Source organism: Xanthomonas sp. AC360, from assembly GCF_979258225.1.
In genome coordinates, this window is the sequence record NZ_OZ409846.1 from 1,196,521 (window position 1) to 1,212,285 (window position 15,765).

A 15,765-nucleotide genomic window follows, 5' to 3' on the forward strand; every position below is an offset into this window, starting at 1 on the left:
CGTGGACGCGCGTGCGTGCGTCAAGGCGCCGCGGCTGCGGCGTCGCACGCATTGTCCAAAGCCAGCTCTGTCGCCTTGCTGCACAGGAAGCGCCGCTGCGCCTGCACCTCGTCCGGCCCGCTGTACTGCAGCAACGTCCACTGCTCCTGCGCCTGCATCTGCGCACCTGGTGCGAGCTGGCGATACGGTGCATGCACCTCCATTTCCAGCAAGCCCTGCTCGGGATGCAGCGGCGGGGCATCCAGGTACAGCTCCACCTGTCCTTGTTCCGGATGGATCGCGGCCAACGGCTGATGTACAAAGCGGATCACCAGCACCTGCGCGCCGGCAAAGCCGGCCATCCAGCCCGCCGATGGCTGCAGCAACACCTTGCCGCGCTGGACCATGCCGTCATCGCGTACGTCTGCACGCAACGCCAGAACACCCGCATGGTGACCGAACACGGGCGGCACCGTGCCTGGCTCGCTCGGCGGTTGCACCCGAATATCGCCGGCATCGGCCACCGGTACGAAGACCCGCGTACTCGCCGCAACCCGGGTGTTGAACCACAGATCCCAGGCGATCGCATCCTTGCGGATATTGCGCGCCGTGGCTTGCACGTCCACCGTGTCGGCGCGCGCTGTAGACAGGGCGATGCGCTTGCTCAGTTGCACGCCCGTCACCGGGCTGGGCACGCCCTGCAGGGTCACCTCGGTCGGTCCACGTACAACGGCCCGCGTACTGGCCAACGAGAGATACGGATCCGGCGGCCACACCGCGGCGGCAGCCTTGCGCTCAAGGTTGACCTGCTGATGCAACCACCACTGACTCTGCGGCCCCACCCACACATCGTGACCGAGATACGGAACATCGCCTGCGCTGGCAGACACCGTAGGCGCAGGCTGGCGATCCACTGCTGCTCCGATCTTCAACACACTAGGGTGCCCGCGCAGGCTGAAGGACAGCACACGGCCACCGAATGCTGGCGTGACGCTCAGCTCCACTGCATCGTTGCGCAACTGGATACGTTCTATTGGCGCGAGGCCAGCTTTCGCGGACTCATCCGCATGTGCCTTGCCAGGAAGCAATAGCGCCAGTGCCCCGCCAGCCACCAAGGGAATGAAAAGAGGCCGTGACATGGGCATAACGCAGTTCCAAATGCAGGACGTATCGATTGTGGCGTGGTGCACGTGTGGAAACTAGCCGTTTGCATCTTGTTACTGCGAAGGTGGACCCATTGATCGCCCGGCCGGCTGCTTATCCGTTGAGGCTGCACATCGATCGCGAAGATCCATCTGATCCTGGAGGCAGCAGGAACTGCTTAAAAGGTGCTGCCATACCTCAACGCTGGCAACTGCTGCACCACACCGTCGCGCGTTGTCCAATCGTTGCGTGTTTCAATGCCCTTCCGCACTGTTTGCAGGGCTCACCCTCGCGGCCGTAGACCGTCAGTTCCTGCTCGAAATAGCCAGGCGCCCCGTCCGGGCTGATGAAGTCGCGCAATGTCGTGCCGCCGCGCTGGATCGCGTATCCCAGAATATCCTTCACCGCAGTAGCCAGATGCCGGTATCGATCGAGCGATACCTTTCCAGCTTCGCGCAATGGGCTGATTCCCGCACGATGCAGGCTCTCAGCGGCATAGATATTTCCTACGCCGACAACCACCGCTTGATCCATCAGAAAGGTTTTGACTGCAGCGCGACGACCGCGCGATAGCGCATAGAGATAATCGCCAGTAAATGCCTCAGATAATGGCTCCGGACCTAGCGCAGCGAGCAGCTCATGCACCTGCGTATCAGATTGCCACAGCAGGCAACCAAACCGTCGCGGGTCGTTGAAGCGCAGCACACGCCCGTTCTGCAGGCTGATATCCACATGATCATGTGCGCGCGGCAGCGTATCGCCAGGCAATACACGCAAGCTCCCGGACATGCCCAGATGCAGCAACGCACTCCCGCCGGCATCGGTATCCATCAATAGATACTTGGCACGTCGACGGACCTGCGTGATGGTAGCTCCAGGAAGCAAGCGCTCGATCTGCTCGGCAATGGGCCAACGCAGATCTGGCCGACGCAGGATCACCCCATGGATGCGCTGCCCAACCAGATGCGGCGCAAGGCCGCGCACCGCAGTTTCGACTTCAGGCAATTCCGGCATCAGCGCATCCAGCAACAGCCGGTCATGCACCGGCACGGCACGATATGGAGGTTGGCATGCTGAAAAGCAATCAAGCGGCGGTCGGCCAGTCACCGGATAGCGGTCTGCAGGAGCAGCCGAGGGTTTGCGAGCGAGAGTTTATGAGCGACGCATGTGGTGTGCGTCGTCGTCCAGCTTATGCCGAGCACGCTCGCCGGCATGTTCGCGGCGACAGCGGCACCTTCCGCTGGCATGAGTCGCCCCCCGTGCAGCGCGGGAGGCACCTCACGGGCGGTACCTCATCTATTTGCAGGTCGCGTGCGGCTGGAGGTCAGCATGCAGAAAAGCAATCGAGCGGCGATCAGCTAGCTACCAGATAGCGGTCTCCAGGAGCACAGGCGAGGGTTGACGAGGCACGCAGCCCGGTGCGGGTATGGGTGGATTGCGGGGTTTTTCCTAACGACCAGGCAAAAAGAAACCCTCAGTCCAGTTGGACTGAGGGTTTCGGGTAAAGCCCCTGGCGATGACCTACTCTCGCATGGCTTGAGCCACACTACCATCGGCGCAGCTGCGTTTCACTTCCGAGTTCGGGATGGGATCGGGTGGTTCCACAGCGCTAATTTCACCAGGGAGACGGTTGGAGTGTCGCCAGTCGGAGCTTCGTGGCAAACGGATGCACATGGGTGCAAGCGTTTGCGTTGAAGCGCCTACGGCGCTCGTCTCGCATAGTTAACTTGTGACGTAGCTTGCGTTTGCGGATCTACCAACGTTCGTTGGGACCAAGGCAACTTGAGGTTATATGGTCAAGCCGCACGGATCATTAGTATCAGTTAGCTCAATACATTGCTGTACTTACACACCTGACCTATCAACCACATAGTCTATATGGTTCCTTTAGGGGGCTTGTGCCCCGGGAAGTCTCATCTTGAGGCGCGCTTCCCGCTTAGATGCTTTCAGCGGTTATCGCTTCCGAACATAGCTACCCGGCAATGCCACTGGCGTGACAACCGGAACACCAGAGGTTCGTCCACTCCGGTCCTCTCGTACTAGGAGCAGCCCCTCTCAAACTTCCAACGCCCATGGCAGATAGGGACCGAACTGTCTCACGACGTTCTGAACCCAGCTCGCGTACCACTTTAAATGGCGAACAGCCATACCCTTGGGACCGACTACAGCCCCAGGATGTGATGAGCCGACATCGAGGTGCCAAACACCGCCGTCGATATGAACTCTTGGGCGGTATCAGCCTGTTATCCCCGGAGTACCTTTTATCCGTTGAGCGATGGCCCTTCCATACAGAACCACCGGATCACTAAGACCTACTTTCGTACCTGCTTGATCCGTCGATCTTGCAGTCAAGCACGCTTATGCCTTTGCACACAGTGCGCGATGTCCGACCGCGCTGAGCGTACCTTCGTGCTCCTCCGTTACTCTTTAGGAGGAGACCGCCCCAGTCAAACTACCCACCATACACGGTCCCTGATCCGGATAACGGATCTAGGTTAGAACGTCAAGCACGACAGGGTGGTATTTCAAGGATGGCTCCACTGCAGCTAGCGCCACAGTTTCATAGCCTCCCACCTATCCTACACAGACGAACTCAACGTTCAGTGTAAAGCTATAGTAAAGGTTCACGGGGTCTTTCCGTCTTGCCACGGGAACGCTGCATCTTCACAGCGATTTCAATTTCACTGAGTCTCGGGTGGAGACAGCGCCGCTGTCGTTACGCCATTCGTGCAGGTCGGAACTTACCCGACAAGGAATTTCGCTACCTTAGGACCGTTATAGTTACGGCCGCCGTTTACTGGGGCTTCGATCAAGAGCTTCGCCTTGCGGCTGACCCCATCAATTAACCTTCCAGCACCGGGCAGGCGTCACACCCTATACGTCCACTTTCGTGTTTGCAGAGTGCTGTGTTTTTGATAAACAGTCGCAGCGGCCTGGTTTCTGCGACCCTCTTCAGCTATAGCTCGCATGAGCCACCAAAAAGGGTGCACCTTCTCCCGAAGTTACGGTGCCATGTTGCCTAGTTCCTTCACCCGAGTTCTCTCAAGCGCCTGAGAATTCTCATCCTACCCACCTGTGTCGGTTTACGGTACGGTCTTCGTGAGCTGAAGCTTAGGAGCTTTTCCTGGAAGCGTGGTATCAGTGACTTCGCCATAAAGGCTCGTCTCGGTGCTCGGTCTTAAAGAATCCCGGATTTGCCAAAGATTCAAACCTACCGCCTTTCCCCGGGACAACCAACGCCCGGTACACCTAACCTTCTCCGTCCCTCCATCGCACTCACGCGAGGTGCAGGAATATTAACCTGCTTCCCATCGACTACGGCTTTCGCCCTCGCCTTAGGGACCGACTAACCCTGCGTCGATTAACGTTGCGCAAGGAAACCTTGGGCTTTCGGCGTGCGGGCTTTTCACCCGCATTATCGTTACTCATGTCAGCATTCGCACTTCCGATACCTCCAGCAGACTTCTCAATCCACCTTCGCAGGCTTACGGAACGCTCCTCTACCGCGCATAAAACAAGTTTTATGCACCCCAAGCTTCGGTTCACTGCTTAGCCCCGTTAAATCTTCCGCGCAGACCGACTCGACCAGTGAGCTATTACGCTTTCTTTAAAGGGTGGCTGCTTCTAAGCCAACCTCCTGGCTGTCTGTGCCTTTCCACATCGTTTTCCACTTAGCAGTGAATTTGGGACCTTAGCTGTGGGTCTGGGTTGTTTCCCTTTTCACGACGGACGTTAGCACCCGCCGTGTGTCTCCCGGATAGTACGTACTGGTATTCGGAGTTTGCAATGGTTTGGTAAGTCGCGATGACCCCCTAGCCATAACAGTGCTCTACCCCCAGTAGTATTCGTCCGAGGCGCTACCTAAATAGCTTTCGAGGAGAACCAGCTATCTCCGGGTTCGATTAGCTTTTCACTCCTAATCACAGCTCATCCCCGTCTTTTGCAACAGACGTGGGTTCGGGCCTCCAGTACCTGTTACGGCACCTTCACCCTGGCCATGACTAGATCACCCGGTTTCGGGTCTACTGCCCGCGACTATGCGCCCTTATCAGACTCGGTTTCCCTTCGCCTCCCCTATACGGTTAAGCTTGCCACGAACAGTAAGTCGCTGACCCATTATACAAAAGGTACGCAGTCACTCTTGCGAGCTCCTACTGCTTGTACGCACACGGTTTCAGGATCTATTTCACTCCCCTCTCCGGGGTTCTTTTCGCCTTTCCCTCACGGTACTGGTTCACTATCGGTCGGTCAGGAGTATTTAGCCTTGGAGGATGGTCCCCCCATATTCAGACAGGGTTTCACGTGCCCCGCCCTACTCGTCTTCACTGGAGTGGCCCTTTTAAATACAGGGCTATCACCTTCTATGGCCAATCTTTCCAGATTGTTTTTCTAAAGCCATTCCAGCTTAAGGGCTGTTCCCCGTTCGCTCGTCACTACTTAGGGAATCTCGGTTGATTTCTTTTCCTCCGGTTACTTAGATATTTCAGTTCACCGGGTTCGCTTCCAGCAGCTATGAATTCACTGCAGGATACTGCCGAAGCAGTGGGTTTCCCCATTCGGATATTGCCGGATCAAAGCTTGTTGCCAGCTCCCCGACACTTTTCGCAGGCTACCACGTCCTTCATCGCCTCTGACCGCCTAGGCATCCACCGTGTGCGCTTATTCGCTTGACCATATAACCCCAAGTTGCCTCGGAGCTATATGTACGTGTTGTGTGGGGTACAAAGCCACCAACGCGAACATACGACTCAATTACTTAGGGACTCGAAGTCCCCGCCTTAGCCTCAACGACACGTTTAGATAGATATCTCAAACGCTCGCTACGTCACAAGTTATAAAAGAACATGTATCAGCCTCAACGCTGATCCATATAAATTCTTAAGTGTGCACTACATTCAGAGTGGTGGGTCTGGGTAGACTCGAACTACCGACCTCACCCTTATCAGGGGTGCGCTCTAACCACCTGAGCTACAGACCCGAAGTCTTTTCACTCAATATGGTGGAGCCTGTCGGGATCGAACCGACGACCCCCTGCTTGCAAAGCAGGTGCTCTCCCAGCTGAGCTAAGGCCCCAAAAGGGACTTCGCATACCGACCTGTGCCGGTATGAATCTCTGAATGCAGGTAATTTGTGAGGACGCCCGACAGGACGAATGACGTCATGCTCAAAAGGAGGTGATCCAGCCGCACCTTCCGATACGGCTACCTTGTTACGACTTCACCCCAGTCATCGGCCACACCGTGGCAAGCGCCCTCCCGAAGGTTAAGCTACCTGCTTCTGGTGCAACAAACTCCCATGGTGTGACGGGCGGTGTGTACAAGGCCCGGGAACGTATTCACCGCAGCAATGCTGATCTGCGATTACTAGCGATTCCGACTTCATGGAGTCGAGTTGCAGACTCCAATCCGGACTGAGATAGGGTTTCTGGGATTGGCTTGCCCTCGCGGGTTTGCAGCCCTCTGTCCCTACCATTGTAGTACGTGTGTAGCCCTGGTCGTAAGGGCCATGATGACTTGACGTCATCCCCACCTTCCTCCGGTTTGTCACCGGCGGTCTCCTTAGAGTTCCCACCATTACGTGCTGGCAACTAAGGACAAGGGTTGCGCTCGTTGCGGGACTTAACCCAACATCTCACGACACGAGCTGACGACAGCCATGCAGCACCTGTCTCACGGTTCCCGAAGGCACCAATCCATCTCTGGAAAGTTCCGTGGATGTCAAGACCAGGTAAGGTTCTTCGCGTTGCATCGAATTAAACCACATACTCCACCGCTTGTGCGGGCCCCCGTCAATTCCTTTGAGTTTCAGTCTTGCGACCGTACTCCCCAGGCGGCGAACTTAACGCGTTAGCTTCGATACTGCGTGCCAAATTGCACCCAACATCCAGTTCGCATCGTTTAGGGCGTGGACTACCAGGGTATCTAATCCTGTTTGCTCCCCACGCTTTCGTGCCTCAGTGTCAGTGTTGGTCCAGGTAGCCGCCTTCGCCACGGATGTTCCTCCCGATCTCTACGCATTTCACTGCTACACCGGGAATTCCGCTACCCTCTACCACACTCTAGTGACCCAGTATCCACTGCAATTCCCAGGTTGAGCCCAGGGCTTTCACAACAGACTTAAACCACCACCTACGCACGCTTTACGCCCAGTAATTCCGAGTAACGCTTGCACCCTTCGTATTACCGCGGCTGCTGGCACGAAGTTAGCCGGTGCTTATTCTTTGGGTACCGTCAGAACAATCGGGTATTAACCGACTGCTTTTCTTTCCCAACAAAAGGGCTTTACAACCCGAAGGCCTTCTTCACCCACGCGGCATGGCTGGATCAGGCTTGCGCCCATTGTCCAATATTCCCCACTGCTGCCTCCCGTAGGAGTCTGGACCGTGTCTCAGTTCCAGTGTGGCTGATCATCCTCTCAGACCAGCTACGGATCGTCGCCTTGGTGGGCCTTTACCCCGCCAACTAGCTAATCCGACATCGGCTCATTCAATCGCGCGAAGCCCGAAGGTCCTCCGCTTTCACCCGTAGGTCGTATGCGGTATTAGCGTAAGTTTCCCTACGTTATCCCCCACGAAAGAGTAGATTCCGATGTATTCCTCACCCGTCCGCCACTCGCCACCCATAAGAGCAAGCTCTTACTGTGCTGCCGTTCGACTTGCATGTGTTAGGCCTGCCGCCAGCGTTCACTCTGAGCCAGGATCAAACTCTTCACTTAAAATTACATGTCCGAAGACAAATTACTTTAGCTGCAGAAGTTCAACCACTGACAACTTATCGCTTGCAAAGCAATTAATATGTTGCTTTTTGATTAAACGTCTGCAAGATGGACAATCATCCTTCCTGCAGGCGTCCGCACAAATTACCTGCGCACACTGTCAAAGAACATTGGGAAGTGGCCTCAGCGCCGTTCCCGTCAGCTTCGTCGTTTCCGTCGAAGCGAGCCGCCCATTATAGCGGACTTTTTCTTGCCGTCAACACCTTGTTTCCGAGGTGGTTGACGCTGCTTCGTTTCAACCCGAAGGTTTTCTGCGAAGCGAGCCGGCCATATTAGCAGGCTTTTCATCTCCGTCAACCCCTCGTGAAGAGGAAGTTGTCGCCGCTGCACCTCAATCCGCCGTAGCGTCTTTCCGTGTAGCGAGCCGCCCATCATAGCCGGCTTTTCCGTTTCGTCAACACCTTTCGGTGTTTCCGATTCGCCCCGTTCGTTGTTGCGGTGCTTGAAGAAGCGCCGCCGTCCTGAGCGAGGTCGCGCAGTTTATCGAGCCTGTGCAGAAGTGCAAGCACTTTTTGACACGGGCATGACAATGCGCCGAATTTCTTAGGCAGGCTCCAACACGGCAAGGACACCAGCGCGCTCCATGGTCACCTCTATATAGATTGGTGCGCTCCACGCTTCGGTACCGCTGACTGGTCGGCTCGGTAAGAATGCAGGGCCCGGAGGAGCCATACGATGCCGCCAGCCCGCAACCTGTTCCGCGATCTATCCCTGTCAGCGATTGCCGCAGGCTTTGTCACCGTACTGGTGGGATTTGCCAGTTCCGCGGTAATCGTCTTCGAGGCGGCGCGACATCTGGGCGCGGACCAGGCGCAGATCGCATCGTGGATGTGGGCGCTTGGCATCGGCATGGGCGTGACGTGCATCGGGTTGTCGCTGCGCTACCGCGTGCCGGTGGTGACGGCCTGGTCGACGCCGGGTGCGGCGATGCTGATCGGCAGTGCCGCAGGGGTTCCGTTGCGCGAGGCGGTCGGTGCGTTCGTGGTTGCGGCGGTGCTTGGGCTGGTGGCCGGGTTCTCCGGGTTGTTCGAGCGGGCGATCAAGCGCATGCCGGTGTCCCTGGCGTCCGGCATGTTGGCCGGGGTGCTGCTGCGCTTTGGACTGGATCTGTTCGTGGCGATGCAGAGCCAGCGGGTCCTGGCAATCGCGATGCTGGCCACCTATCTGGTTGGCCGGCGCTGGTTTGCGCGCTATGCGGTGATTGCGACCTTACTGGTGGGCATTGCGATTGCGGCGGGCGGTGGGCTGATGCATTGGAATAGCGTGCAGCTGGAGCTGGCCTATCCGGTGCTGGTGGTGCCGTCGCTGTCGTGGGCGGCGGTGGTCGGGCTGGCGATTCCACTGTTCGTCGTGACGATGGCCTCGCAGAACGTGCCCGGCGTGGCGGTGATCCGCGCGTCCGGCTACACGGTGCCGATCTCGCCGACGATCGGCTGGATCGGTGTGGTCAATACGTTGCTGGCGCCGTTCGGCGGCTACGCCTTGAACCTGGCCGCGATCACCGCGGCGATCTGCATGGGCCGCGAGGCGCATGAGGACCCTGCCCGGCGCTATACCGCCGCGGTGAGCGCGGGCGTGTTGTATGTGGTGATCGGCTTGTTCGGGGCGACCGTGGCGGCGGTCTTTGCGGCGTTCCCGCGCGAGCTGGTGATGGCGATTGCCGGAATCGCGCTGCTGGGCACCATCGGCAACAGCCTGGCGGCAGCCTTGCGCGAAGACAGCGAACGCGAGGCGGCATTGGTCACCTTCCTGGTGACGGCCTCCGGGCTGACCTTGGGCGGGATCGGTGCGTCGTTCTGGGGGCTGGTGGCCGGGACCGTCACCCTGTTGCTGTTGCGGCCGCGCGCTTGACGCGGCGATTGCAGCTCAGCGCTGGCAGCGCTGCCGGGGCTCGATGTCCTTTGGTGTGTTGCCTCAGGCTTTGAGCGGTACCACTGATCGATACGCACTGACTCAAGACGCCGAAGGGGCGCATCGTTGCCCGGGTCGCTGGTGAGGCTGCCCGACGCGATGGATGCGGCAGCAGCGGCCGGCTGCAACCGCCACTCGACGTCAATGCGTCGGGCGGCACTTATTCCGGATCGCGAAGCTGCAGCAGCCAGTGGGCGATGACGCCGCTGGGGCTGGGCAGCGGTTCGAGATGGAATTGGCGATAGATGGGCGAGCCATCGTGGGCGCGCAGCGGCAGGGTGACGTAGGCGGCACGGCCCAGGCGCAGGGCGTCCTCGAGCAGTTCGACCTTGGACCTGGCGGCATCGTTGGCCACCAGGGTCAGAATGTCGCAACCGATCAGCTCGGCAACCTCGGCCTGGCTGAGGTCGGCGAATGCGGGGTTGGCGAAGATCAGCCGGTGCGGGGCGCTGCTGGCGCCCCGCTCGATAATGGCCACGCCGTCGCGCAGACGCGACAGCGAGGCTTCCAGCAAAGTGAAATCCTGCTGGAAGCGCTTGCGCTCCATCAGTTCGATCAACACGCGCAGGCTGCGTGCCGACTCCAGGTGCAGCGGCGACCAGCGCCGCGCGCGGCCGCTCACGGTTTCCTGCCAGAGATCGAAGCTCTTGCGGGGCGACAGCCGTGAGTTGGGGATATCCGGCAACTTGGCCAACTGCGGGTTGCCGGCCCATTTGACCTGCTGCACCTGTTCGCGGCGTGTCCATAGCAGCGCGCTGCGCGATTGCGGCATCAGCGGCACGAAGATGAAACCGGCTGCCAGTGGCGCGAGATCGGCCAGCTCCGGGAACACCTCGCCGATGGCATCCACATGCAGGGCGCCGAGGGCGTCCTCGCGCAGCGCCTCGTGGTGCTCGGATTCGATGTGGTTGCGGATACGCCGGAGCGCGGCGGCATCGGGCGTACTGCCGTGACGGCTGATCTCGTTGCCATGGAAGATCGCCACTCCGTCGGCATCCACCACGTCCATCAGATCCGGCGCCATGTCGGCGAGCAGCTCCACGGTCATGTGGTCGGCGGCGTTGAAGTCGGTGATCAACTTTTCGCGCACGGTGAGCAGCACCGATTCCAGATGCGCGCGCGACACCGCCTGCAAGGCGCCGATGCGTCCGGCTAGCGCGCGGGTGACCGCATCGGTGGCATCGCGCATGGCGTGACTGGTGAAGTGCGGGCTGTAGTGATGGCAGGCGATCAGCCCCCACAACACGTCGTTGACCACGATCGAGGAGACCAGGGTGGCGGTCACGCCCATGTTGGCCAGATATTCCAGATGCACCGGCGAAACGCTACGCAGGCTGACGTCGCTCAGATCCACCGGGGTGCCCAGGCGCGGATGCAGGGTGGGCTCGATCGGCGATGGCCGGTAGCCGACATCGGCGATCTGGCGGACGCGGTTGCGCAGGTACAGCGCGCGCGCTTGGGCGGGGATATCGGTGGCCGGGTAATGCAGGCCGAGGTAGGCCTCCAGATCGGGTTGGCGTGCCTCGGCGATCACGTCGCCGTTCCACTCCTCGTCGAAGCGGTAAATCATCACCCGGTCGAAGCCGATCATGCTGCGCAGGCCCTTGGCCGCCCGCACCGCGGCTTCGGCGATGCCGGGATCGCGCTCGATGCTGCGCAACAGCGGCAGCGCTTCGCGCAGGGTGACGTCGATCAGGCGCGCGTCGCGCGGCTCGATTTCGATCAGCCACTGCTCGGGATACAGATGCCAGGCGGCCACCCAGGGGTGATCAGTGGGCGCAGCGCGCCTGGGGAAGCGCACCTCGGCATGCAACAGGTGTTGCGGTTGATCGTCCACCGCGAAGGGCTGCGCGTCGGGCAGCTCCAGCACCTGGGCGTAAGGCATGCCGAGCAAGGCGTCCATCGGCACGCCGAGCAGGTCGGCTGCGGTGGTGCTGGCCTGCACGATGCGGCCGTCGGCCGGTTCGATCACCAGCAACACGCCATAAGGCTGGATCAAGCCGGGGATGTGGATCGGCTCGCGCGCGCAAACATCCATATCCAGGGGTTCGGTGGGCTGATTCACGGGCACGGCTCCGCAGCGAGGCAAGTGTGGAAGTGGGCAAACATGGCCTGCGCACCAGCGATGGCGGCAGCCTGCGTGTGAGGGGAATCCAGGCGCTGATCGAGGACCGCCTGGAAGCGGCGCCAACCGGCGGGGTCTTCGTCGGCCAGTTCGAAATACTGCAGCGCATCGGCCAGGCCGGGCTGGTGCTTGCGTAGACCGCGCGCAATGACCCGGCCGCCAAGCTGCGAGCCTTCGACCACATACAACATGCCCCAGCGCGTGGCATCGGTGCGCGCAGCGGGCAGTGCGATCGGCAGATCCAGTGGTTGATCGAGCGCCCGCAGGTCGGCACGCAAGGCCGGCACGCGGCGGCGATAGTGCCAGCCGTTGCCGACCAGGGTGCTGAGCCAATCGCCCAGATGCGTTTCGAAGCCGGCCAGCAAGGCGTGGTGGCGACGCAGGATCTGCGCATAGCTGGCGCGATCGACCTGTCCCTGCCCCAGGGCCTGCATCAGCGGCACCGCTTCGACCAGGCGATGGGTGTCCTGGGTGGCGTGCCGCAGCACGTGCGCGGCCGATGGCGGAACAGCCAGGGTGTCAGGACACATAAGCAATCGAGGCGGTGCCGCGGCACGGAGTGCACCAGCCTAGCAGCGCCTGCGCAAATCAGATAAAGCGGACGCGAGTGCCGGATGAATACGTTGGCATCAGCCCTGCGCTGCCGGAGCGATGCCACCGCCCCGCCCGGCGCGCTTCCATGCCATCACCCACCCGGCGGCGAGTAGCACACCGGCCAGCAACCACGGCGCGCCGGGCAGATGCAGTGGCGCGCCACTGCCGATGAACCAGGCAAACACGTTGGCGAACAACAACGGCCCGGCGATACCGGCCAGGCTGATCAATCCGGTCAGGGCGCCCTGCACGCGACCCTGCGCATCGGCGCCGACTTCGCGGGTGATCAAGGCTTGCGCGGCTGGCGCAGCGATCGCCCAGAAGGCGCTGATCGGCACGCCGATCAGGAAGGCCGCACCACTGTCGGCCAGCCCGTAGATGACGAAACCCACCACCCCGCAGCCCAGGCCCAACAACAAGGCGCGACGTTCGCCCAGCCAGCGCACGATCCGGCCGACCAGCAGCGCGTTGACGATGATGCTGCACACCCCGACCCCGGCCAGCACCCAGCTCACTTCGCGCGGACCCCAGTGGTACTGGTAGCCGGCGAACAGCACGAAGATGCTGGGATAGACGTAATGCGCCAGGTTGGCCAGAAACACCACCGAGGCCAGGCCGAACACCTGCGGGTAGCGGCGTAGCAACTTGAGTGCGCCCAGCGGGTTGGCATGCGACCACTCCAGGCGTGCGGTACGGCGCTCGGGCGGCAGCGATTCGGGCAGCACGAACCAGCCGTACAACACGTTCAACAGCGCCAGGCCTGCGGCAAACCAGAACGGCCAGCGCAAGCCGATGCCACCCAGCCAACCGCCGATCAACGGGCCGGCGACAAAGCCAATACCGAACGCGGCGCCGAGCATGCCGAACGCGCCGGCACGTTTGTCGGCGGGTGTGACGTCGGCGATGTAGGCATTGGCCGTGGAAAAACTGGCCGAGCAGATGCCCGAGATCACCCGTGCCAACAGCAGCATCGGCAAGCTGTGGGCGATGGCCATCAGGATGAAATCCAGCCCCAGGCCCAGGCACGACAGCAGGATGACCGGGCGACGGCCGAAGCGGTCGGACAAGGCGCCTTGCAGCGGCGAGCAGACGAACTGGATGGAGGCGAACAGGAAGCCGAACCAGCCAATCCAGCCGGCGGCCACCACGTAATCGCCACCGGTGAAATGCCGCACCAGATCTGGCAGCACCGGAATGATCACGCCGAAGGACAGCACGTCGATCAGCACGGTGATGAAGATGAAGATCAACGCGGCGCGGCGGCGCCCCGGGGCTGGAGCGGAATCGGCGGAGAGAGACATCGCGCGGCCCAGGATGGCGAGGCGGGAAGTGTAGCTGCGGATTGGCTCGGATCGGCTCTGGGCGCGTGACCAGGTGTGGGGGACTAGGCTTAAGCGGTGCGAGCGGCTGGATTGGGCTCGGCCGCAGGAGATTGGTGCAATCGCTCTGTGGAGATCGCTTGGGTTTGGTGGGGCTTGTGCGAGCGGGCTGAGCGACTTGGTGTCTGAAAGGCGATGTCAGCTGATTTTTTAGCTAGGAGCAGCGCCGGACGTGCGGGTGCGTTCGGCTGGGAGTTCTTGCTGACACCGTACCCTCATCCGCCCTGCGGGCACCTTCTCCCGGTGGGAGAAGGGAGTGGGTCGTGCGATGCGGCTTGGAGGTCTCTCGTCTGCCTGCGCTTGGAGAAGTTGAGGTACGGGTGGGTCCGGCTGGAGACCTTGCTGGAACCGTACCCGCATTCGCCCTGCGGGCACCTTCTCCCGGTGGGAGAAGGGAGCGGGTCGTGCGATGCGGCTTGGAGGTCTCTCGTCTGCCTGCGCTTGGAGAAGTTGAGGTGCGGGTGGGTCCCGGCTGGAGTTCTTGCTGAAACCGTACCCTCATCCGCACTGCGGGCACCTTCTCCCGGTGGGAGAAGGGAGTGGGTCGTGCGATGCGGCTTGGATGTCTCTCGGACGCATGGCGCCATGCTCAAGCCCCTCTCCCGCCGGGAGAGCAACTGTCTTGATCAACTGGCGGCGCCAGCCGCTAATTGATCTCGTAGCTTTGCGTTGAGGATCACCAGCAGTTTGCGCATGGCCGCCACCAGCGCCACCTTGCTCGCTTTGCCTTGCGCGCGTAGCCGCTGGTAAAACGCGCGCAGTGATTCGTTGAAACGCACTGCCGTCAGGGTCGCCATGTACAGCACCTGGCGCACGCAAGCCCGCCCGCCCCAGATGCAGCGGGCGCCGCGCATCGTGCCACTATCTCGGGCAAGCGGCGCCACCCCGACCAGCTTGGCGATCGCCTTGCCGGTGAGTTTGCCCAGTTCCGGTAGCTGCGCCGCCAGGCTCGCCAACAGCACCGGGCCGACGCCTTTGACCTGGCTCAGCACCGCCAGCTCGGCGCGCGCGCCCACTTGCTGCGCAATACGCTTGTCCAGCTCGGCAAGCTGCTGCTGCAAGTGCCGCAGGCTGCTCTGCGCCTGGCTGCACAGCCAAGCGTCGGTCAGGTGGGACTGGCGCTGCCGTTCCTGCTGCACCATCGCCACCACCTGCGTGCGGCGCTGCTGGTAGGCGCGCAGCTGCGCGCGCCAGCCTTCTACCGGCTGGTAGCGCGTCAGCGGCAACAGCGCGGCCATCTGCGCCAGCACGCGTGCATCCAGTCGATCCGTCTTTGCCAGCTGACCGGTGGCCTTGGCAAAGTCCCGTGCCTGCCGAGAATTGACACGCGCCACCGGCATCCCAGCCGCATACAAGCTCTCCAACGCCAGCTGCTCATAGCCGCCGGTCGCCTCCACCACCACTTGATGCAGGTGCGCCGGCCCCAGCCAGGTGCACATCTGCTGCAGGCCCGACACGCTGTTGGCAAACCGCCGCCCGTCGCGTTGGCCGTGCACCTGCACATCCAGCCACCGCTTGCTGACATCGATTCCGACACTCTCGCTCATGGACAACTCCGCTATGCTCGAAGGGTCGAGAGTTCTCCTGTGCGGCCCAGCCTTAGCATTACGAGCGCCTACTCGAGCAACTGTTCGGGCGTTTGCAAGGAGATTCCGGCGGGGCGACCTCGCTCTCCCGCGGTCGCTCAGACCCATGGGTTATCGGTCGACCACGCCGGCTCTCGACACCTAATCTGGCAGATCCCCAAGAACTAAGGGGTTGGGGTGAGGGTGCGGCGGCTGCGTGTGGTGCGGCTGCAGTGCGTCTCCAACTCGTTCTGCCTGATGCTCCTGCCCTTTGGCCGCTGCATCCTCCATGCAG

The 15,765-nt window shown here is 61.1% G+C and carries 8 protein-coding genes, 2 tRNA genes and 3 rRNA genes; 2 read left to right on the forward strand and 11 right to left on the reverse strand.

Features of this window, described 5'->3' with window-relative positions; all coding sequences use genetic code 11:
- Positions 1-20: 20 nt before the first annotated feature.
- Together ACZZ0O_RS05140 and mutM are read right to left on the reverse strand one after the other, a co-directional pair.
- Positions 21-1,124, reverse strand: a complete 1,104-nt coding sequence (locus ACZZ0O_RS05140; protein ID WP_463592395.1) for a DUF4380 domain-containing protein — start codon at positions 1,122-1,124, stop codon at positions 21-23.
- A 196-nt stretch (positions 1,125-1,320) separates the two neighbouring features.
- A complete protein-coding gene (gene mutM, locus ACZZ0O_RS05145; protein ID WP_463602891.1) occupies positions 1,321-2,106 on the reverse strand; it encodes a bifunctional DNA-formamidopyrimidine glycosylase/DNA-(apurinic or apyrimidinic site) lyase in 786 nt (261 codons plus the stop codon).
- Here mutM and ACZZ0O_RS05150 point away from each other — a divergent pair.
- The gene (locus ACZZ0O_RS05150) at positions 2,065-2,199 is read left to right on the forward strand and encodes a hypothetical protein (RefSeq protein WP_463602896.1); all 135 of its coding nucleotides are present in this window, start codon (positions 2,065-2,067) and stop codon (positions 2,197-2,199) included. The genes mutM and ACZZ0O_RS05150 overlap by 42 nt on opposite strands.
- 431 nt (positions 2,200-2,630) lie before the next feature.
- Here the strand turns inward: ACZZ0O_RS05150 and rrf are convergent.
- The 5 genes from rrf to ACZZ0O_RS05175 form a co-directional block, all read right to left on the reverse strand.
- Positions 2,631-2,745, reverse strand: a 5S ribosomal RNA gene (rrf, locus tag ACZZ0O_RS05155).
- Positions 2,746-2,914: 169 nt separating this feature from the next.
- Positions 2,915-5,795: ribosomal RNA gene (locus ACZZ0O_RS05160) — 23S ribosomal RNA — on the reverse strand.
- Positions 5,796-6,023: 228 nt separating this feature from the next.
- A tRNA-Ile gene (locus tag ACZZ0O_RS05165) sits at positions 6,024-6,100 on the reverse strand.
- Positions 6,101-6,119: 19 nt separating this feature from the next.
- Positions 6,120-6,195, reverse strand: a tRNA-Ala gene (locus ACZZ0O_RS05170).
- A 94-nt stretch (positions 6,196-6,289) separates the two neighbouring features.
- A 16S ribosomal RNA gene (locus ACZZ0O_RS05175) occupies positions 6,290-7,836 on the reverse strand.
- Together the 16S, 23S and 5S rRNA genes with 2 tRNA genes alongside form the textbook arrangement of a ribosomal RNA operon.
- A 735-nt stretch (positions 7,837-8,571) precedes the next feature.
- On the opposite strand from ACZZ0O_RS05175, the gene ACZZ0O_RS05180 reads away from it, so the two are divergent.
- The gene (locus ACZZ0O_RS05180) at positions 8,572-9,747 is read left to right on the forward strand and encodes a benzoate/H(+) symporter BenE family transporter (RefSeq protein ID WP_463590156.1); all 1,176 of its coding nucleotides are present in this window, start codon (positions 8,572-8,574) and stop codon (positions 9,745-9,747) included.
- A gap of 220 nt (positions 9,748-9,967) precedes the next feature.
- On the opposite strand, the gene bphP is transcribed toward ACZZ0O_RS05180, so the two are convergent.
- The 4 genes from bphP to ACZZ0O_RS05200 all read right to left on the reverse strand — a co-directional run bounded on the left by bphP (position 9,968) and on the right by ACZZ0O_RS05200 (position 15,452).
- Positions 9,968-11,872: a bacteriophytochrome BphP gene (gene bphP / locus ACZZ0O_RS05185; RefSeq protein ID WP_463590157.1), complete on the reverse strand. Its 1,905-nt coding sequence runs from the start codon at positions 11,870-11,872 to the stop codon at positions 9,968-9,970.
- Positions 11,869-12,462 (reverse strand): biliverdin-producing heme oxygenase, encoded by a 594-nt coding sequence (locus tag ACZZ0O_RS05190; protein ID WP_055852343.1) that lies wholly within the window; start codon positions 12,460-12,462, stop codon positions 11,869-11,871. Before ACZZ0O_RS05190 ends, bphP begins: the two co-directional genes overlap by 4 nt.
- Before the next feature lie 99 nt (positions 12,463-12,561).
- Positions 12,562-13,827: a TCR/Tet family MFS transporter gene (locus ACZZ0O_RS05195; protein WP_055852348.1), complete on the reverse strand. Its 1,266-nt coding sequence runs from the start codon at positions 13,825-13,827 to the stop codon at positions 12,562-12,564.
- 704 nt (positions 13,828-14,531) lie between these two features.
- Positions 14,532-15,452, reverse strand: a complete 921-nt coding sequence (locus tag ACZZ0O_RS05200) for an IS110 family RNA-guided transposase (RefSeq protein ID WP_463590158.1) — start codon at positions 15,450-15,452, stop codon at positions 14,532-14,534.
- Positions 15,453-15,765: the final 313 nt, after the last annotated feature.

What these genes read in the sequence shown, in the direction of transcription:
- ACZZ0O_RS05200 (WP_463590158.1), bottom strand. Translation starts at nt 15,452, where the DNA reads ATGAGCGAGAGTGTCGGAATCGATGTCAGCAAGCGGTGGCTGGATGTG.
- ACZZ0O_RS05140 (WP_463592395.1), bottom strand. Translation starts at nt 1,124, where the DNA reads ATGCCCATGTCACGGCCTCTTTTCATTCCCTTGGTGGCTGGCGGGGCA.
- ACZZ0O_RS05190 (WP_055852343.1), bottom strand. Translation starts at nt 12,462, where the DNA reads ATGTGTCCTGACACCCTGGCTGTTCCGCCATCGGCCGCGCACGTGCTG.
- ACZZ0O_RS05150 (WP_463602896.1), top strand. Translation starts at nt 2,065, where the DNA reads ATGGATGCGCTGCCCAACCAGATGCGGCGCAAGGCCGCGCACCGCAGT.
- ACZZ0O_RS05195 (WP_055852348.1), bottom strand. Translation starts at nt 13,827, where the DNA reads ATGTCTCTCTCCGCCGATTCCGCTCCAGCCCCGGGGCGCCGCCGCGCC.
- ACZZ0O_RS05180 (WP_463590156.1), top strand. Translation starts at nt 8,572, where the DNA reads ATGCCGCCAGCCCGCAACCTGTTCCGCGATCTATCCCTGTCAGCGATT.